This window comes from Brevundimonas sp. UYEF29 (genome assembly GCF_040546195.1).
Taxonomy (GTDB): Bacteria; Pseudomonadota; Alphaproteobacteria; order Caulobacterales; family Caulobacteraceae; genus Brevundimonas; species Brevundimonas huaxiensis.
Window position 1 is genome coordinate 257,596 of the sequence record NZ_JBEPNH010000002.1, and the last position, 16,522, is coordinate 274,117.

The 16,522-nt window shown below is 67.2% G+C and carries 21 protein-coding genes; 4 read left to right on the top strand and 17 right to left on the bottom strand.

Annotated elements, in window-relative coordinates:
• The first annotated feature begins 9 nt into the window (after positions 1 to 9).
• A complete protein-coding gene (locus ABIB58_RS04215) occupies positions 10 to 846 on the top strand; it encodes an outer membrane protein (RefSeq protein ID WP_045809774.1) in 837 nt (278 codons plus the stop codon).
• A 23-nt stretch (positions 847 to 869) separates the two neighbouring features.
• On the opposite strand, the gene ABIB58_RS04220 is transcribed toward ABIB58_RS04215, so the two are convergent.
• Complete coding sequence (locus ABIB58_RS04220) at positions 870 to 1,439, bottom strand: YqgE/AlgH family protein (protein WP_039244846.1); 570 nt, start codon at positions 1,437 to 1,439, stop codon at positions 870 to 872.
• Positions 1,440 to 1,568: 129 nt separating this feature from the next.
• On the opposite strand from ABIB58_RS04220, the gene ABIB58_RS04225 reads away from it, so the two are divergent.
• Complete coding sequence (locus ABIB58_RS04225; protein WP_039244844.1) at positions 1,569 to 2,054, top strand: peroxiredoxin; 486 nt, start codon at positions 1,569 to 1,571, stop codon at positions 2,052 to 2,054.
• Between the two features lie 48 nt (positions 2,055 to 2,102).
• Positions 2,103 to 2,534, top strand: a complete 432-nt coding sequence (locus tag ABIB58_RS04230; RefSeq protein WP_197070966.1) for a very short patch repair endonuclease — start codon at positions 2,103 to 2,105, stop codon at positions 2,532 to 2,534.
• On the opposite strand, the gene ABIB58_RS04235 is transcribed toward ABIB58_RS04230, so the two are convergent.
• The 5 genes from ABIB58_RS04235 to ABIB58_RS04255 all read right to left on the bottom strand — a co-directional run bounded on the left by ABIB58_RS04235 (position 2,510) and on the right by ABIB58_RS04255 (position 7,170).
• Positions 2,510 to 4,402 carry an ATP-binding protein gene (locus ABIB58_RS04235; protein WP_354039246.1) on the bottom strand — a complete coding sequence of 631 codons (1,893 nt, stop codon included), beginning with the start codon at positions 4,400 to 4,402 and terminating at the stop codon, positions 2,510 to 2,512. The genes ABIB58_RS04230 and ABIB58_RS04235 overlap by 25 nt on opposite strands.
• A gap of 70 nt (positions 4,403 to 4,472) precedes the next feature.
• On the bottom strand, positions 4,473 to 5,519 hold the full coding sequence (locus ABIB58_RS04240; protein WP_354039247.1) for a quinone-dependent dihydroorotate dehydrogenase: 1,047 nt from the start codon (positions 5,517 to 5,519) through the stop codon (positions 4,473 to 4,475).
• Positions 5,516 to 5,860, bottom strand: coding sequence for a DUF952 domain-containing protein (locus tag ABIB58_RS04245; protein ID WP_045809776.1), 345 nt, complete (start codon positions 5,858 to 5,860; stop codon positions 5,516 to 5,518). The genes ABIB58_RS04240 and ABIB58_RS04245 overlap by 4 nt, the downstream gene beginning before the upstream one ends.
• Positions 5,857 to 6,366, bottom strand: coding sequence for a SixA phosphatase family protein (locus ABIB58_RS04250; protein WP_045809891.1), 510 nt, complete (start codon positions 6,364 to 6,366; stop codon positions 5,857 to 5,859). The genes ABIB58_RS04245 and ABIB58_RS04250 overlap by 4 nt, the downstream gene beginning before the upstream one ends.
• A 60-nt stretch (positions 6,367 to 6,426) precedes the next feature.
• The gene (locus ABIB58_RS04255) at positions 6,427 to 7,170 is read right to left on the bottom strand and encodes a methyltransferase domain-containing protein (protein WP_045809777.1); all 744 of its coding nucleotides are present in this window, start codon (positions 7,168 to 7,170) and stop codon (positions 6,427 to 6,429) included.
• A gap of 46 nt (positions 7,171 to 7,216) precedes the next feature.
• On the opposite strand from ABIB58_RS04255, the gene gloB reads away from it, so the two are divergent.
• Positions 7,217 to 7,945, top strand: a complete 729-nt coding sequence (gene gloB, locus ABIB58_RS04260) for a hydroxyacylglutathione hydrolase (RefSeq protein ID WP_045809778.1) — start codon at positions 7,217 to 7,219, stop codon at positions 7,943 to 7,945.
• Here gloB and ABIB58_RS04265 read toward each other — a convergent pair.
• The 11 genes from ABIB58_RS04265 to ABIB58_RS04315 all read right to left on the bottom strand — a co-directional run bounded on the left by ABIB58_RS04265 (position 7,942) and on the right by ABIB58_RS04315 (position 16,503).
• A complete protein-coding gene (locus tag ABIB58_RS04265; RefSeq protein ID WP_231576566.1) occupies positions 7,942 to 8,658 on the bottom strand; it encodes a DUF4908 domain-containing protein in 717 nt (238 codons plus the stop codon). The genes gloB and ABIB58_RS04265 overlap by 4 nt on opposite strands.
• Before the next feature lie 100 nt (positions 8,659 to 8,758).
• Entirely contained in the window at positions 8,759 to 9,484 is a 726-nt protein-coding gene (gene phbB, locus ABIB58_RS04270; RefSeq protein WP_039244832.1) for an acetoacetyl-CoA reductase, read from the bottom strand.
• 144 nt (positions 9,485 to 9,628) lie between these two features.
• Positions 9,629 to 10,690, bottom strand: a complete 1,062-nt coding sequence (locus ABIB58_RS04275) for an NAD(P)-dependent alcohol dehydrogenase (RefSeq protein ID WP_354039251.1) — start codon at positions 10,688 to 10,690, stop codon at positions 9,629 to 9,631.
• Positions 10,691 to 10,766: 76 nt separating this feature from the next.
• A complete protein-coding gene (locus ABIB58_RS04280; RefSeq protein WP_354039252.1) occupies positions 10,767 to 11,516 on the bottom strand; it encodes a DUF72 domain-containing protein in 750 nt (249 codons plus the stop codon).
• On the bottom strand, positions 11,513 to 11,833 hold the full coding sequence (locus ABIB58_RS04285; protein ID WP_045809782.1) for a type II toxin-antitoxin system RelE/ParE family toxin: 321 nt from the start codon (positions 11,831 to 11,833) through the stop codon (positions 11,513 to 11,515). Before ABIB58_RS04285 ends, ABIB58_RS04280 begins: the two co-directional genes overlap by 4 nt.
• Positions 11,833 to 12,078 carry a type II toxin-antitoxin system ParD family antitoxin gene (locus tag ABIB58_RS04290; RefSeq protein ID WP_045809783.1) on the bottom strand — a complete coding sequence of 82 codons (246 nt, stop codon included), beginning with the start codon at positions 12,076 to 12,078 and terminating at the stop codon, positions 11,833 to 11,835. Before ABIB58_RS04290 ends, ABIB58_RS04285 begins: the two co-directional genes overlap by 1 nt.
• Before the next feature lie 54 nt (positions 12,079 to 12,132).
• Positions 12,133 to 13,704: an ATP-binding protein gene (locus ABIB58_RS04295; RefSeq protein WP_039244795.1), complete on the bottom strand. Its 1,572-nt coding sequence runs from the start codon at positions 13,702 to 13,704 to the stop codon at positions 12,133 to 12,135.
• Positions 13,705 to 13,850: 146 nt separating this feature from the next.
• Positions 13,851 to 15,212, bottom strand: coding sequence for a glutamate--cysteine ligase (locus ABIB58_RS04300; RefSeq protein WP_354039254.1), 1,362 nt, complete (start codon positions 15,210 to 15,212; stop codon positions 13,851 to 13,853).
• Between the two features lie 69 nt (positions 15,213 to 15,281).
• Positions 15,282 to 16,001 carry a 16S rRNA (uracil(1498)-N(3))-methyltransferase gene (locus tag ABIB58_RS04305; RefSeq protein WP_354039256.1) on the bottom strand — a complete coding sequence of 240 codons (720 nt, stop codon included), beginning with the start codon at positions 15,999 to 16,001 and terminating at the stop codon, positions 15,282 to 15,284.
• Positions 15,998 to 16,258 (bottom strand): Txe/YoeB family addiction module toxin, encoded by a 261-nt coding sequence (locus ABIB58_RS04310; RefSeq protein ID WP_354039258.1) that lies wholly within the window; start codon positions 16,256 to 16,258, stop codon positions 15,998 to 16,000. Before ABIB58_RS04310 ends, ABIB58_RS04305 begins: the two co-directional genes overlap by 4 nt.
• Positions 16,255 to 16,503 (bottom strand): type II toxin-antitoxin system Phd/YefM family antitoxin, encoded by a 249-nt coding sequence (locus ABIB58_RS04315; RefSeq protein WP_354039260.1) that lies wholly within the window; start codon positions 16,501 to 16,503, stop codon positions 16,255 to 16,257. Before ABIB58_RS04315 ends, ABIB58_RS04310 begins: the two co-directional genes overlap by 4 nt.
• Positions 16,504 to 16,522 lie beyond the last annotated feature (19 nt).

Genomic DNA, 16,522 nt, shown 5'->3' on the forward strand with positions numbered 1-16,522 from the left:
CTCCCCCAAATGATCAAGACACTTGCCTCCAGCGCCCTGGCCCTGGCCATGGTTTCCACCCCCGCCCTGGCCCAGTCCGTCGCCCCCGACTGGTCCGGCCCCTACATCGGCATCTTCGGCGGCTACAACCAGTCGAACGATGACGGCGACGAGATCCTGCGCTTCGACCGCAATCTGGACGGCAACTACGGCGACCAGGTCACCACGGCCGCCGGCGCCAATGCCTTCAGCCCCGGCTTCTGCGGCGGCATGGCGACCAGCACCGCGCCCGGCACCGGCTGCCGTGACGACAACGACGGCGTCGAAGCGGGTGTGCGCGCCGGTTATGACATGCAGTTCGGCAACTTCGTCGTCGGCGCCCTGGCCGAATACAGCGTCAACAATGTCCAGGATTCGGTGACCGGCTTTTCGACCACTCCGGCCTTCTACACCTTCACGCGCGAGCTGGAGAGCACCGCGGCCGCTCGTCTGAAGCTGGGCTATGCTTATGGCCCGGCCCTGATCTACGGCACCGGCGGCTATGCCTACGGCAAGTTCGAGAACAAGTTCCGCACCTCCAACCAGGCCAACAGCTTCACCGAAACCAGCGAGGGTGATGACGGCGACGGCTGGCAGGCCGGCGGCGGCGTGGAATACGCTCTGGGCCGTGGCCTGACGGTCAGCGGCGAATACCTCTACACCTCGCTAGACGTCGACAGCCCGGTGATCCGCGTCGGCAATACCGGCACGACCCCGGCGACCAACCCGTTCATCCTGGCGCCGAACACCACGGGCACGGACATGGTGCGCGGCAACGGTCGCTTCGGAACCCACATGTTCCGCATCGGCATGAACTACCGCTTCTAATCGTCAAGGGGGGCGGTCTGGCGTCAGGCCCGGCCGCCCTGGCTCGACAGCATGGCCGCGTCCACGCCCAGCTGGGCGAGGGCGCGCGTCCATTTCGACGTGTGTTCGCCGTCGAAAATCAGGTCCAGATCGGCGTCGGCGGTCAGCCAGACGTTGTCGGCCAGTTCTTCCTCCAACTGCCCCTCGCCCCAGCCGGCATAGCCCAGCAACAGGGCCGAGCGGCGCGGACCGGCGACCTCGTCGGTCATGGCGGCCAGCGCCTCGCGCGTGCCGGTCATCGCCAGACCGTCGCCAAAGGCCAGGGTGTCGTCGCCGACCGTCCAGTCGTCGGTGTGCAGCACGAAGCCGCGCTCGCGCTCGACCGGTCCGCCCATTAGGACCGCGCGACCGATGGATTGATCGGGCGCCGGCGCGTCCAGCTTGTCCAGAACCGTCTTCAGATCCACCCCCGGCGCCGGTCGATCCAGCCGCAGGCCCATGGCGTGATCCGGCCCGTGGGCGCAGATCAGGATGACGGCGTGTTCGAACCGGGCGTCGTCGATCCCGGGCATGGCGACCAGCAGTCGGCCGGTCAGGGTGGAGGCTTGGCTCATGATCCTGGCATCATCCGTCCGGAAAGCGGCGCAAGCAAGCCGAACCGGCGCTTGCGGTGTCGCCCGTGGTGTCTATGTGTCGCACACGGCCGTTCAAACGGGCCGGCCTCAAACCTCAGCGAGACAGACATGACCATCCAGATCGGCGATCGCATCCCGAACGCAACCCTCGCCCAAGCGACCGCCGAGGGGCCCAAGCCCGTCAGCACCGACGACATCTTCGCCGGCAAGACCGTGGCCCTGTTCGCCGTGCCCGGCGCCTTCACCCCCACCTGCTCGGCGCGCCACCTGCCGGGCTTCAAGGATCACTTGGCCGACATCCAGGGCAAGGGCGTCGATACGGTCGCCTGCATCTCGGTCAACGACGCCTTCGTCATGAAGGCCTGGGGCGAGAGCCAGGGCATCACCGACGACAGCATCGTCATGCTGGCCGACGGCAACGGCGAACTGACCCGCGCCCTGGGTCTGGTGCTGGACGGTTCGGGCTTCGGCTTGGGCGAGCGCTCGCAACGCTATTCAATGCTGGTCAAGGACGGCGTCGTCGAGCAGCTGAACATCGAACAGGGCGGCGAGTTCAAGGTGTCCTCGGCCGAGCATCTGCTGGCGCAGCTCTGAATTGGATCAATCCACGCTACCGCTTCGCTACTTGAGCGTGGATTGATCGTGAACTCGGATGTGTTCAGCCCGGAGAAGCGCAGCGCCGTGATGCGTCGCGTGAAGGGGCGGGACACGTCGCCGGAACTGGCCGTGCGCAGGATCCTGCGTGCGGCCGGGATCGGCTATCGACTGGGCGGCATGGGTCTGCCGGGTCGCCCGGATGTGGTGATGAAGGGTCGCAAGGTCGCCCTCTTCGTCCACGGCTGCTTCTGGCACGGTCATGATTGCGCCCGTGGATCACGCCAGCCCAAGACCAACGCCGATTACTGGATCGCCAAGATCGGTCGAAACCGCGTTCGCGACGCTGTTGCTGTCCAGGCGCTGGAGGCCTCGGGCTGGCGCGTGGTCGTCGTCTGGGAATGCGAGATAAAACGGCCTGATTTCGCCGCGCGTCTGACCGCGACCATTCGGGGTCAGGCGGCCTCGGTCGCGGCCTGAGCGGCGGTGTCGTTCAGGACGTGCTGCAAGGCGCCGATCAGGGCGGGCGGCGTCAGGGGCTTGGAGACGAAATAGGCCATGCCGGCCGCCTGACAGGCCGCGACGTCCTCGGGCGCGGTGTCGGCGGTGACGGCGACGACCGGGGTGGCGGCGTTGGGTCCGCCGCCGGCGCGCAGGCGACGGGTCGTCTCGCGCCCGTCCAGCTCGGGCATGCGCACATCCATGAAGATGATGTCGAACACCGCCTCCTGACAGCGTTCCAGCGCGATCATGCCGTCGGCGGCGGTGGTGATCTCGCAGCCCAGCGGCTGAAGGATCAGCTGCACCGCGCGGCGGTTGATGTCGTGATCGTCCACGACCAGCAGGCGCAGCGGTTGGTCTTCGGCCTCGTCGGCGACGGCTGGGTTCGCGACGACCGGCTCGGGCGCGGGTGCTGGTTCAGGCGCAGGCGAGACGGCTGCGGGCTTGGGCGCGGGCGCGACCGAGGGCGTCAGCGAGCGGGCGATGTCCAGGCGGCTTTCATCGACGACCTCGACGATCTGCGTCGCCTCGTCGCCACGCGGCAGGATCAGCGAGACGGTGAAGCGCGAGCCCTGACCCGGCGCGCTGCTCACGGTCAGTCGGCCGCCCATCAGGTCGATCAGGTTGCGACTGATCGCCAGTCCCAGGCCCGAGCCGCCGTAGCGGGCGGAGACGCCGTCCGCGGTCTGGTCGAACGGAGTGAACAGGCGGGCCAGTTGATCGCTCGTCATGCCCGGACCCGTGTCCACGATCTCGAACAGCAGGGCGTATCCCGACGGTTCCTCGGGCCAGGCCTGGACCCGCAGGGTGATCTGGCCCTGCTCGGTGAACTTCATGGCGTTGGACATCAGGTTGTTCAGCACCTGACGGATGCGCATGACGTCGCCCTTGACGTGGCGGGGCATGGCCGAGGCGCCTTCGATGCGCAGCTTCAGCCCCTTGGCGTCGGCGACGCCGCGCCACAGCATCAGGGTCTGGGCCAGCATCTGCCGCAGGTCGAAGTCCTTGGCCTCGACCGTCATCCGTCCGGCGCCGATCCGGGTGTGGTCCAGCAGGTCGTCCAGCAGGGCCTTCATCATCAGGCCGGCGTCGGTGATCAGGTTGGCGCTGTTGCGCGACTGGGCGTCGGGCGCGCGCAGCTCGGCGGCGCCGGCCAGGATCGCGCCGATCGGGGTGCGCAGGTCATGGCCGATCGCGGCCAGGAAGGTGGTGTGGTCGGCCAGGCTGCGCTCGGCCCTGAGACGGGATTCTTCGGCCAGGGCGTGGGCGCGAACGACGGTGACGCTGGCCTCGACCATGCGCTGGCCGGTGATGGCGACATAGAAGGTGAACAGCACCACGGCCGCTGCGGCCGACATGACCAGCGGGCCGGGCGCGTGCAGCGCATAGACGAAGAAGGGGGTCGCCAGCAGGAAGCCGACCTGGGGCGCGAGGCCGGCGACCATCACGGCCTGGCATCGGGTGGCGTTCACGATCGCCGTCAGCATGACCGCGGTCAGCATCAGGACGGCGCACACACCGCCGAACGCGCCGCCGATCCACCACAGGACCAGGGAAAGCGAGGAGAAGACGGTCGAATTGGCGAAGACGACGGCCAGGATCGCCAGCTTGCGGCCCGTGGAAAGCTCGTCGGGACCCTTCAGGATCGGTCGATAGACGACCACCTCCATGGCCTGGACAGCCATATACAGGACGACCCAGCCCAGGGTGAACCGCACCCCGACCATCGGGGTCACGACCAGGGCGACAGCCGCCGCCGCCACGACCCGTTGCACCGCCGCGCCCGTGCGCTGACGAACGGCGGCGGTCCAGCTGCTTTCAGCGATATCGACGGCGGTCGATTTCATTCAGGCCCTCGAATGACGAACGCAGATCGCTCGCATCGGTCACTCTAGGCCTATCGACACTAACGCTCCGTCAACGGGGCGCGCCGACCGCCTCGGCGGCTGTGGAAAAGCCGTCGGCGCGCAGGCGGGCGGCCAGATCACGCTTGATGCGGGCGACCAGGCCGGGGCCTTCATAGATCAGGGCGGAATAGATCTGGACCGCCGAAGCGCCCAAGCGGATGCGGGCATAGGCCTCGGCCCCACTGTCGATGCCGCCGACAGCGATCAGGGGCAGACGACCGGCCGCCGCCTCGGCCGCCGCGCGCAGGGCCTTTTCCGCGAACGGACGGATGGGCGCGCCGGACAGGCCGCCGGTTTCGCGGGCGTGCGGCGAGCGCAGGCTCTCGGGACGTTCCAGCGTGGTGTTGGACACGATCAGACCGTCGATCCGGTGGGCCAGAGACGCCTCGACGATCATGCCGATCTCATCGGCGATCAGATCGGGCGCGATCTTCAGGAAGACGGGTACGCGGTCAGGCGCGGCGACGGGACGGGCGGCGTCGATACGGCCCAGCAGGTCATCCAATTGCTCGCGGCCCTGAAGGGCGCGCAGGCCGGGCGTATTGGGTGAGGAGATGTTGACGGTGAAATAGGAAGCGCGGCCGGCGAGGCGTTGCAGACCGGCGACATAGTCAGCCGCCTTGTCTTCGGTGTTCTTGTTGGCCCCCAGATTGGCGCCGACCACGACGCCCCTCGGGCGCTGGTCCAGCCGCTCGGCGAAGGCGTCCAGCCCGGCGTTGTTGAACCCCATCCGGTTGATGATGGCCCGGTCCTCACTGAGGCGGAACAGGCGGGGCTTGGGATTGCCGGGCTGGGGCCGGGGCGTGACCGAGCCGCATTCGACGAAGCCGAAACCAAGGCGCGACAGGCCGCGCAAGGCCTCGCCGTTCTTGTCCAGACCCGCCGCCAGGCCGACCGGATTGGGCAGGTCCAGCCCCGCCAGCTGTGTTTTGAGGATCGGATCGTCGGCGGGCGGGACGGGCAGGGGGGCGAGGGCCAGTCCCCTGATCGCCAACTGGTGCGCCTGCTCCGGGTCTAGCTGACGCAGCAGGGCGGCGCTCACATTCGCCAGGCTCATGCGTCGTCCTCGAATGCCATCTCGCCGTCGGCCGTGACCGAGAAGGCGCGCGAGGCCGTGACGGTGGCGACGGGCAGGGGGGCGTAGAGATGCGGAAACAGATCGCCGCCGCGCGACGGCTCCCAGATCAGGTGGTCGCCGAACCGGCCGAGATCGACGGTCAGCAGCAGCAGGTCGCCGCGCCCGGCGAAATGCCGTCGCGCAGTCTCGGCCAACTGCGCCTCGGTCGACATATGGATGTAGCCGTCGGCCAGATCGACGGGCGCGCCGTCGTATCGGCCCTCGGCGACGGCGGCGCGCCATTCGGCGGCATCGACGATCTTGTAAGCGACGTCGCTCATGCGGATGGCGCGCCCAGCGACCGCGGCGTCAGGAAGCCTTCGTAGGTGCAGCGCCCCGCGACATCGACGCTAAACAGAGCGGCGGCGCCGGTCGGGAAGCCGGCCGACAGCTTGTCCACCACCGCCGGCGAGGCGGCGCTTTCGATCAGATATTCGGCGGCCAGCACGTGCACCCCTGGATTATGGGCCAGGATCAGCAGGCAGCCGGCCTCGTCCTCGCTGGCCTCGACGAAGCGGCGGATCACGTCGGAGGGGGCGTTGTAGAGGGCGTCCTCGTCGCGGACTTCCACATCGCCGAAGGCGTCGTGCATCTGCTCCCAGGTCTGGCGGGTGCGCACGGCGGTGGACACCAGGGCCAGGTCCGGCTTCAGGCCCCGCTCGGCCAGGGCGCGCCCCATCAGCAGGGCCTCGGCGCGGCCGGCGGCGGACAGGGGGCGGGCTTCGTCGCCGCCAGAGGGGGCGGAGGCTTCGGCCTGGGCGTGCCGCATCAGGATCACTCGGTGCATGGCCTTCGCCATAAGGCGGTTTCGTGCTGCCCGCCAGATGGGGCGACGGTCAACTCGCCGTCAGTCGCGGTGTTCGCCCCGCGAAGAGACGGAGGCGGCCGGCTGGGGCGCCAGGACGGGGGCCGCGACGCGCTGGGTATGGCCGCTGGGGCGGATGCGGGCATAGCTGTGTCGCGAGGCCTCCAGCAGGATCAGCCCGGCGGTTCCGGGAAAGACCCGGCGCCCGACTTGTTCGAACCCTTCGGCCAGCGGCAGCATCGGTCCCCAGGGCGGGACATAAAGGGTTTGGGACCAGGCCATCGGCTCCAGCCCGACATCACGCACCAACCGCTCCAGCTGGCGCCGGGTAAAGGGTCGGCCGTGACCAAAGGGGGTGTTGTCCGCCCGCGCCCACAGGCCGCCGCGCGCCGCTGCCGCCAGGATGATCCGCCCGGTCGGCGAAAGCGCGCGCACCGCTTCCAGCAGCAGGGCGGCGGGGTCGTCGGCCTCTTCCAGAGCATGGACCAGCAGGATGCGATCGAACGATCCGGCGGGGAAGGGCAGGCGGCGGTCGTCCACCAGCAGGGTGCGGTTGCGCCCGACCGTCGGCCAATGCTCGACGCCTTGCCCGCCCGGCATGGCCGCGACGACGCGCCGCGCGCCGACGAAGGCGTCTAGCCAGGGGGTGGCGTAGCCGACGCCCAGCACGTCGCAATCGGCCGCCTCGCCCCAGGCGTCGTCCAGCCGTCGCGCCACCAGCCGTCGCGCCAGCGCCCCGGTCGGCTCGCCGTAGAAGGTTCGAAGCTCGTCGATGCTGCGCCGCATGGGCCCACTATAGGCCTGTCGGCGGCCCTGCTGCTAGGATGGGCGCATGACCCTGGATGTGCATCTGTTTCCCTGCCGCAGCGACAACTACGGCTTCCTGATCCGCGATGCGGCGACCGGCGTGGTCGCGGCTGTCGATACGCCGGACGCGGCGCGCATTCTGGAGGAGCTTGAGGGCCTGGGCTGGGGGCGTCTGGACCTGATCCTGAACACCCACTGGCACCCCGATCACACCGAGGGCAACGCGCGGCTGAAGGCCGAATGGGCCTGCGAAATCGTCGGGCCGGAAGAGGTGCGCAAGATCGCGCCGCTGGACCGCTTGGTCGCTGACGGCGATGTGGTGATGGTGGGTGAGACGCGGTTCGAGGTCGTCGAAACGCCCGGCCATACGCTGGGCCATGTGGTGTTTCATGCGCCGGGGGACGATCTGGCCTTTACCGGCGACACCCTGTTCGCCCTGGGCTGCGGCCGGTTGTTCGAAGGCACGCCCGAGCAGATGTTCGAAAGCCTGCAGCGGCTGAAGGCCTGGCCCGACCAGACCGTGATCTGGTGCGCGCACGAATATACGGCGTCCAACGCGCGCTTCACCCTGAGCCTGGATGACCGGCCCGAGACCGCCGCCCATGCCGAGGCGATCTTCGCGGCGCGTGAGCGGGGCGAACCGACCGTGCCGACGACGCTGGGGGTGGAGAAGCGGTTCAACCCGTTCCTGACCGCGACGGACGCCGATCAGTTCGCCGCGCGCCGGGCGGCCAAGGACAGCTTCCAGGGTTAGCGGTTCAGGGCGTCGCCGCCGACGACCCGCACGATCCGGGCCGACGACGGGCGGCCGGCGATGCCGGCGTCGGCGTCAATGACGATCCGCAGCGTGCCCTGGACCAGGCTGACGCCGGGACGTCCCTGATCGGACACCACGACGCGACGTACCCGCTCGACCTGGGCGCGCAGGTTGGAGGACCGCGCCATGCGCACGATGGCGTCGCTGGCGGCCGAGACGGTGTCGGCGGCGACCTGTTCAGAGCCGGGCTGGATATCCACGTCGATGACGATCAGCCGGCCCATCGCCTGGCTGGCGCGGTAGCTCTGGCGCATGAAGTAGTCGACCAGCTGCGCGCCGGTCATGGCCGCGCTGGCCAGACCCGGCGCCTCGCCAACGCGCGAGGCGGGCGAGCCTTGGGGGGCGGTGGTCGTGTAAAGGGTGATCGCGCCGTCGGGCGTGACCTTCAGCACCTGATCGCCATTGTCGTTGCGATAGATGATGTCGCCGCGCGGCGCGGGAGTCGGCCGCAAGACCCAGATCTCGGTCGAGCGTTCCAGCCGCATCAGAGGCCGCGACCCGGAGGTGTCCAGGATGAACCCCTGACCGTTGCTGCTGACGTAGCGGGCGGTCGGCGGCACGGTCCGGCGGGACTGGGCCTGGCTTTCGGTCGGGACGACCACGGGCGCGGCGACGCCCACGCCAATGACCGCGATGGCGGCGACCGCCATCGCGGTCACGCGTGGCGACTTTTTCGCCCTGACCGATCCCAACAACTTCATGACAGACTTGATGAAACCCGCGCGCGGCGGATTTTGGGCGAAGCCCGCCTCAACCCACCAGGTACTGACCGCCGTTCAGCGACAGTGTGCAGCCTGTGACATATCCGGCACGCTCGCCCACCAGCCAGGACACCATGTCGGCGATCTCCTCGCCCTTGCCCAGGCGACCGACGGGGATGTGGCTGATGATGCCTTCCAGCACCTTGGGGTCCATGGCGCCGACCATTTCGGTGTCGATATAGCCCGGCGCGATGCAGTTCACGGTCACGCCCTTGCGCGCATTTTCCAGCGCCAGCGCCTTGGTGAAGCCGATCATCCCGGCCTTGGCGGCTGAATAGTTGGTCTGGCCGATCTGACCCTTCTGGCCGTTGATCGAGGAGATGTTGACGATGCGCCCGTGGCCCCGGTCGCGCATGCCGTTGATGACCTGGCGCGTCATGTTGAAGACGCTGTCCATGTTGACGCGGATGACATCGGACCACTGGTCGTGGCTCATCTTGTGGAAGAAGCCGTCGCGGGTGATGCCGGCGTTGTTGACCAGGATGTCGATGGGGCCGAGCTGTTCCTCGACCTCCTTCACCGCGCGGGCGCAGTCGTCGAAGCTGCCGACGTTGCCCTTGACCACCATGACGTCCAGCGCATCGGCGATGGCCTTGGCCGCCTCGTCGTTGCCGGAATAGCCGGCGGCGACCTTGAAGCCGTCCTCATGCAGGCGCTGAACGATCGCCTTGCCGATGCCCCGGGTCCCGCCCGTCACGAAAGCTACGCGCGCCATATCGTCTCCTGTCCCTGTGCAGACCCTTCAGAAGGCCTTGTCGCAGTTCAGGATTAACGTGCGAGCGCGAGCGCGCAAGGCGAGAATCTGACGCGACGGAAGTTTCATGCCTCCGTCGCGTTTCGTTGATCTTCGTCCCGGCGATCAGGCGGCCAGCTTTTCCATGTCGATGACGAAGCGATAGCGGACGTCGGATTTCAGCATCCGCTCATAGGCGTCGTTGATCTGATCCGGAGCGATGGTCTCGATGTCGCAGGCGATGCCGTGCTCGGCGCAGAAGTCCAGCATCTCCTGCGTTTCGCGAATGCCGCCGATCAGCGAGCCGGCGATGCGGCGACGACGCCACAGCAGCGGCAGGGCGAAAACCGGCAGGCCCTCGGTGGTCAGGCCCAGCATGATCATCGTGCCGTCGCGCGCCAGCAACTGGATGTGGCTGGCGATCTCGTGCGTGGCCGAAACGGTATTGATGATCAGGTCGAACTTCTCGGCCGCCGCCTTCATCGCATCCTTGTCGGAGTTGATCAGGAAGTGTTTGGCGCCCATCCGCTCGGCGTCGGCCTTCTTGCGGTCCGAGGTGGACAGGACGGTGACTTCCGCCCCCATGGCCGCCGCCAGCTTGACGGCCATGTGGCCTAGGCCGCCCAGGCCGATGACCGCGACCTTGGAACCGGGGCCCACGCCCCATTCCTTCAACGGCGAATAGGTGGTGATGCCGGCGCACAGCAGGGGGGCGGCGACGTCCAGGGCCAGGCTGTCGGGGATGGACAGGACGAAATGCTGATCGACGGTGATGTGGTCGGAATAGCCGCCCTGGGTGATGGCTTCCGAGGTGCCGCCCTTCTTGTCCTTGCCGCCATAGGTGCCGGTGAAGCCGGGGATGCAATATTGTTCGACGCCTTCCCGGCAGGAGGCGCATTCGCGGCAGCTGTCGACCATGCAGCCGACGCCGACGCGGTCGCCTTCCTTGAAGCGGGTGACGTTTGATCCGACCGCCTTGACCACGCCCGCGATCTCATGACCCGGCACCAGGGGGAAGGCCGTGCCGCCCGTCTCGCCGCGCGCGGCGTGCAGGTCGGAGTGGCAGACGCCGCAATATTTGATGTCGATCAGCACATCGTCCGGGCCCGGATCACGGCGCTCGAAGCTGTAGGGCGTCAGCGGCTTGTCGGCGGCGGTCGCGGCGAAGGCGCGTGTGGCGATCGGCATGGGAAAGTCCTTCAGGCTTTGCAGTGAGCCGGCCTCAGATGAGAGGGCGGCCGCGGGTCCGCAAGCGTACGGACCGCTATTTCAGCTTGGCGATCAGCGCCTGAGCCGCCGCAGGGTTCCGCACCTTCGCGCCCGAGATGAAATAGGCGAAGACCTCGCCGCGTTTAGCCCAGGCTTTCGCCTGATCCGCCACCGCCTCCAGCTCGGCCGCCGTCATGCCGGTCGGCTCGGCCTCGCGGCTGGACATCAGCCGGGCGTAGCTGAAATCGGCGGTCGCCACGTCGATCTGGGGCCAGGTCGGCTCCTCATCATCGACCGCATAGACGATGGCCGCGCCGTATTTGCGGGCCAGGTCATAGAACTGTTCGGTGGCGAAGGTCGGGTTTCTGACCTCAAGCGCGTGCCGCAGCCGCACCCCGTCCTTCTCCTTGGGCAACAGCTTCACGAAGCCCTCGAAGTCCTCGGCATCGAACTTCTTCGTGCCCATGAACTGCCAGTTGATCGGCCCTAGCTTGTCGCCCAGCTCGGTCAGGCCCTGAGACAGAAATTTGTCGAAGCTTTCCGCGCCTTCGGACAGCACCTTGCGATTGGTGCAATAGCGGCTGGCCTTGACCGAAAAGACGAAGCCGTCCGGCGTCTCGTCGCGCCATTTGCGCCAACTGTCGGGCTTGAAGGTCGAATAATAGGTGCCGTTGATTTCGATCGAGGTCAGTTTCGACGCCGCATATTCCAGCTCGCGCTTCTGAACCAAACCCTCTGGATAAAAGACCCCGCGCCAAGGCTCGAACGTCCAGCCGCCGATGCCGACATGGATGGGGTGGGTCATGGTTCGCTCCGTTCGTCGCTCGATCCGACGCCAGTTGCGTCGGACTGCCAGTCTTCCAGCGCGTGCCGAATGCGTCGGACGAACACGTCCGCATCGTCGATTCGATAGAGGATGGCGTGGCTTTTGTAGAAGATCACATGGGCGTCCGCGCTCAACTCTGGTCGAGCCGCCCCAAGACGTGGAAAATCCGCAAGCAAGTCCAGTTTCGCGAACAGACCCTCGATATAGTCATCGGCCTGACAGCTCCCGAACAGCTCGAGGCCTTGCAGATAGACCTGCTGCAAGTCCGCCCGCGCCGCGCGGCTTAGGCGGAGCATCAGGAGGCGCGACGCAACTGGGCGCGCAGTTCCTCGATCACTTCACGTGGCGACTGGTCGGAAACACCGGAGGCGTCGGCCTCTACGATCAGCCTTTGCCAATGCGCAATCTTCTCGGCCTTGACCTGCTCGCGGCGGATTAGGTCGCGCACCACGTCCGACGTGTTTGCGTAGCGCCCGGATTTCGCCTGTTCCTCGACCCAGGCCTTCATTGGATCGGGCAGTGAGATGTTCATCGTCGCCATGGTCAGCTTCCTATCAACGAGAATGGCCGCTTGGCAAACTTTGTCAATGTCGGATCAGGGCGCGGTCGCCGCCTGGATGCCAGCCAGCAGGCTGGCGGCCGTGATGGGCTTGGGGATGTGCAGGTCGGCGCCGGCGTCGCACGCCTGGTCGCGGTGCTCGCTCATGGCGTTGGCGCTGAGCATGATGATCGGCGTGCGGGCCTGATCGGGACGGGCGGCCTCGACCTGACGAATGGCGCGGGTGGCGGTCAAGCCGTCCATGCCCGGCATCTGCATGTCCATCAGGATCAGGTCGAAGGTCTCGGACTGGAAGGCGGCCAGGGCCTGTTCACCGTCAGCGACGGTGACGACCTGCATGGCGTGGGCCGCCAGGATCAACTGCACGACGCGCTGATTGACCGGGTGATCCTCGGCCAGCAGCACGCGCAGGGGCGCCAGGGGGCGGTCAGCCTCGGCCGCACGCGCGCGTCGTTGGGCATCGTGTTCGGTCAGCGAGGCGGCGCGCTTCAGGGGGATCTCGACGGTGAACCGGCTGCCGACGCCTGGGGTGGAGGCGGCGGAAATCCGCCCGCCCATCAACTCGACCAGCGAACGACAGATCGATAGGCCCAGGCCCGTGCCGCCGAACCGGCGCGTGATGGTGCTGTCCGCCTGGCTGAACCGATCGAACAGGCGGGCCGCGTGGTCGGAAGAAAAGCCGACGCCGGTATCCTCGACCCGCAGCGTCAGCTGGGTCAGGCCGTCGAAATCCTCGTCCACCGCAAGGACGACGCCGACCGAGCCCTGATGGGTGAATTTGATGGCGTTGGACAACAGGTTGTCGAGCACCTGACGGATGCGGGTGCTGTCGCCGACGAACATGCCGCGCGCATCGGCGTCGCGGCGGATGTCGAAGGTCAGTCCCTTGGCCTCGGCCTTCAACCGCATGACATCCAGCGGGGCGGCGATGGCCTCGTCCAGATCGAAGGGTCGGCTTTCCAGGTCCAGATGCCCGGCCTCGATCTTGGACACGTCCAGAATGTCGGACACCAGCCGTTCCAACGTCACGCCGGATCGTGCGATCAGGGCCACCATCTCGGCCTGCTCGGGCGTCAGCTCGGTGCGCGACAGGGCGTCGACGATGCCGATCACGCCGTTCAGGGGCGTGCGGATCTCATGGCTCATATTGGCCAGGAAGTCGGACTTGGCGCGGTTTGCGGCCTCGGCGGCGGCGGTGGCCTCGCGCAGGGCGCGTTCGGCAGCGACCTTTTCGGTCACATCGCGCGCGATGCCATAGATGCGGTCGCCCTGGCGATGGGCGCGCCACTCGACGGTGACGTAATGACCCGCCTTATGGCGATAGCGGTTGATCTGGCCGATGACCGGATCGCCCGGCCGCCGGTTTTCGACCTCGACGATGCTCTGGCGGGTCGCGGCGTGGTCATCCGGGTGGATCAGCCGCAGCAGGCCCTGGCCCTCGATCTCGTCGGGGCGATAGCCCAGCACCGTGAACCACGAAGCGCTGGCCTTGACCACGCGCCCATCCAGTTCGCGCACCACCAGCAGGTCCAGCGACACATCGAAGAAGGTGTCCAGATCGACATCGGCTGTGGGAAAGGCCAGGGCCGCAACGGGCGAACAGGTCATGGCGCACTCTCTCGAACTCAAACCCATGTTACGGCGCATCGGTTAAGCTCGCCTTTGCAGGGGATCGAAATGCGCCGACGGCGACGGCGACAGCCTATCCGAGCGGCGCCTCGCGATTCGAAGATTCGCTGGAGAAGCCGCCGTCCCTAGTAGGCGAAGTCGGCGTAGATGCGCTTCACGTCGCCCTGCCAGGCGCCGTGATACAGGTCCAACAGGCGCTCGGCCGGGGTGATCCCGCTGTCGGCGATGTCTTCGAGTTCCGACAGATAGCCGCGCTCGTCCACCATGCCGCCCGAGAATTTGGCGCGGTTCTTCAGCCCCTGTTTGGCGATGTTCACGAGATCGACGGCGATGTCGCGCACCGACCGGCCCGCCACCTCGGCCTTCAGACCCAGCCGGGTCACGTCGCGGCGCAGGCGTTCGTGATCGGCGATGTCCCAGTCCTTGACCAGATCCCAGGCGGCGGCCAGCGACGGCGCGTCGTACAGAACCCCGGCCCACAGGGCGGGCAGGGCGCAGATCCGGCTCCACGGTCCGCCGTCGGCGCCGCGCATTTCCAGATAGGCCTTCAGCCGCACCTCGGGGAAGAGGGTGGTCAGGTGGTCGTTCCAGTCCTTGATCGTCGGATATTGGCCGGGCAGGGCGGGCAGTTTGCCGGCCTGGAAATCGCGGAACGACTGGCCCGAGGCGTCGATGTAACGGCCGTCGCGCTTGGCGAAATACATCGGCGTGTCCAGCGCATAGTCGGCGTAGCGCTCGAAGCCGAACCCGTCCTCGAACACGAAGCCCAGCATGCCGGTGCGGTCGGCGTCGGTGTCGGTCCAGACGTTGGCCCGGGCCGACAGGAAGCCGTTGGGGCGGCCCTCGGTGAAGGGCGAGCAGGCGAACAGGGCGGTGGCGATGGGTTGAAGCGCCAGGGAGGTGCGGAACTTCATCACCATGTCGGCTTCGGAATCGAAGTCGAGGTTGGCCTGGATGGTGCAGGTGCGCAGCATCATGTCCAGGCCCAGGGTCCCGACCTTGGGCATATAGGTGCGCATGATGTCGTAGCGGCCCTTGGGCATGACCGGCACCTGTTCGCGCGTCCACAGCGGGTCGAAACCGGCGCCCAGGAAGCCGACGCCGATCTGGTCGGCGACCTGCTTGACCTCCATCAGATGCTGGCCGGTCTCGTTGCAGATGTCGTGGATGGTCAGAAGCGGCGCACCGGACAGCTCGAACTGACCGCCCGGCTCCAGGCTGACGGAGGCGACAAAGCCTTCGCTGTTTCTGCGCTCCAGTCCGATCAGGAAGCCGTTTTCCGCGACGGGCGACCAGCCGAAGCGTTGCAGCCCCTCCAGCATGGCCTTGATGCCGTTCGGGCCGTCATAGGCGGGGCGCGCCAGCGTGGTCTTGTCGAAGCCGAACTTCTCGTGCTCGGCGCCGATGCGCCACTGGTCCTTGGGCTTGATCCCCTTGGACATGGCCTCGATCAGAGCGTCTCTGGAAAGCGGCGCGTTCTCGGCCATCTGTAACCCCTGCTGTCGCGGCTAGATGGCGGCTAAAGCCAAGTTCCTCAAGGGGGCGAGCAGAGTATTCTATCGCGCCCAATCACCGACGGCCGCCTGCCACAGGGTCATGGCGGCGATGGCGGCGGTGTCGGCGCGCAGGATGCGCGGACCCAGCGACACGGCGGTGGTGAAGGGCAGGGACCGCAGCCGCTCGCCCTCTTCCGGCGAGAACCCACCCTCCGGCCCGATCAGGATGGACCAGGAGCCTTCGCCTGCGTCGCGCAGGGACGAGACGGCGGGCGCCCCGCCCGTCTCGTCGCAGAACATTAGCCGGCGTCCGGTTTCCCAGCCGTCCAGCAGGGCGTCCAGCTTGATCGGATCATCGACGGCGGGCACGTCCATCCGCCCGGTCTGTTCGGCGGCTTCCTCGGCGATGGCGTCCAGCCGGTCCAGGCGGATGCGGTCGGCGTTGGTGCGTTTCGTCAGGACCAGCCGCACCCGGCGCGCGCCCAATTCGACGGCCTTCTCCACAATGGTCTCGACGCGAGCCTTCTTCACCACCGCAACGATCAGTTCCAGATCGGGGCCGAAGGCCTGGGGTCGCACCTGTTCCTCGGCGCGCAGGATCACGCCCTTCTTCAGCACTTCGGCGACCGTGCAGCGCCACTCCCCGTCGCGCCCGTTGAACACCAGCAGATCGTCCCCTGCCTTCAGACGCATGACCTGGGTCAGATAGCGCGACTGGTCCAGCGTGGGCGCGACGGGAGCGGCGGCAGCGAGCGGCGATGTAACGTGAAGTCGGATCATCGGTCGTAGTGATAGCGGCATTGGGCGATCAAAAGCGCATCGTCGGTCACGCGATAGACGAGCCGATGTTCCTGGTCGATGCGCCGCGACCACCATCCCGCAAAATTGCCCTTTAACGGCTCTGGCTTTCCAGTCCCGGAAAAAGGCGTCCGCTGGCATTCCATGATCAGCCGATTGAGCTTTCGCAGCATCTTACGATCATGGTCTTGCCAGTGAAGGTAATCCTCCCACCCGTAGGTCTGGAAGGTCAGCTTCATCCTTCGATCAGTTCGCGAACCTGACCGCCGCCCGCGTCGAGTTCGGTGATCGCCTCACGCAACCGCGCGGCGTTCGCCGGGCTGCGCAGCAGATACTCCGTCTCCTGCCAGGACGCGAAGTCCTCCAACGACATCAGCACCGCCGCCGGCTTTCCGCCTTCGCGCGTGATGATGGTGTAGTCATGATCCGCTGTCACCCGGTCGATGGCCGCGGCGAGATTCTTGCGCAGTTCGGTGACGGACATCGCATTCATGGCCCAAATG